Origin of the sequence: Oscillatoria sp. HE19RPO (assembly GCF_024220515.1) — a bacterium.
GTDB lineage: Bacteria > Cyanobacteriota > Cyanobacteriia > Cyanobacteriales > Laspinemataceae > Laspinema.
The window spans coordinates 1-1,168 of sequence record NZ_JAMXOT010000482.1 but is presented as its reverse complement, the minus strand read 5'-3'; the positions used below and the strand labels follow the sequence as shown (position 1 = coordinate 1,168).

The 1,168-nt window shown below is 45.1% G+C and carries 2 protein-coding genes; one reads left to right on the top strand and one right to left on the bottom strand.

The window, feature by feature from the left end; all coding sequences use genetic code 11:
* Positions 1-340, top strand: a 340-nt coding sequence (locus tag NG833_RS29880) for a Uma2 family endonuclease (RefSeq protein ID WP_254568900.1), incomplete at its 5' end; no start/stop codon positions are given.
* A 16-nt stretch (positions 341-356) separates the two neighbouring features.
* On the opposite strand, the gene NG833_RS29875 is transcribed toward NG833_RS29880, so the two are convergent.
* Positions 357-920, bottom strand: coding sequence for a Uma2 family endonuclease (locus tag NG833_RS29875; RefSeq protein WP_254568899.1), 564 nt, complete (start codon positions 918-920; stop codon positions 357-359).
* Positions 921-1,168 lie beyond the last annotated feature (248 nt).

Genomic DNA, 1,168 nt, shown 5'->3' with positions numbered 1-1,168 from the left:
AGGTCCACCGGAATTTATAGCAGAAATCGCCGCCTCAACTGCTACCTACGATTTACATGATAAAAAACAAGTCTACCGTCGTAACGGAGTGCAAGAGTATCTGGTGTGGCGCGTGTCTCAAACTCAACTGGATTGGTTCCGACTCACGGAAGGCGAATATCTCCCCATTGAACCGGACGAAAATGGAGTGTTGCGGAGTCTAGTTTTTCCGGGATTATGGTTAGACTATTCCAAATTATTATCGGGAGATTTTTCGGGCGTCCTGGCAGTTTTACAAGCTGGATTGAATTCACCGGAACACGCAGAGTTTGTCAAGCAATTATCGAAAAAACCGCTCTAGTTTGGGGATTTTACCCTCACAGTTCTACCTCATCATAGATGTCTGAAAGAGATAGCTGTAATCCCAGAGATTGAAATTCAACGATATCGTTTTGTAAAAAAGTTGCTAAACTCCAATTGCCGGGGCGATCGCCTCGCCGATAGACCTCCACCTTCTTTTCCGTTTGGGATACCAACACATACTCTTGAAGGCTATCCAATTCCCGATAATTGATAAGTTTTTCGTGACGATCTATCCGTTCGGTACTCGGAGAAAGCACCTCAAAAATTAGACAAGGGGACTCCAGAAAATACTTTTGCCGGTCTTGAGAATCACAGCTAATTGAAACATCAGGATAATAGAATAAATCTAGTGGGTTGATTCTGACTTTCATGTTGCCCGAAAAAACTTGACAACCACTCCCGCGTAACTGATTTTTTAGGCCAGTGATAATATTGACCGAAATCAAATCATGTTCGCGGCTACCGCCGGACATGGCATAAACTTGACCCTGAATGTACTCGTGACGAATGTCGCTGAGTTCTTCATAGTCCAGATATTCTTCGACCGTCAGCACAGATTTTAAGGCTTGATTAGACATGATTTTGCCTTGATTTGAGGATTGGATGGGGTGATGGTGGGTTAAGGAGGCGATCGCCTTTCTCTCTAGGATAAATCATCCTCAAGAGCGTCAATACATCACCAGTAAGGGAGAAGAAACCGGGTTTCTGTCCTAGATTGGGGGAATTAGCAGAGGGTGGGGAAAGAAACCCGGTTTCTGGCTGCACCCACGGGTCTCCAAGCCAAGGGGGAGAAGAAACCGGGTTTCTGTCCTAGATTGGGGGAATT

Coding starts and splice junctions, on each gene's coding strand:
- NG833_RS29875 (WP_254568899.1), bottom strand. CDS start 920: ATGTCTAATCAAGCCTTAAAATCTGTGCTGACGGTCGAAGAATATCTG.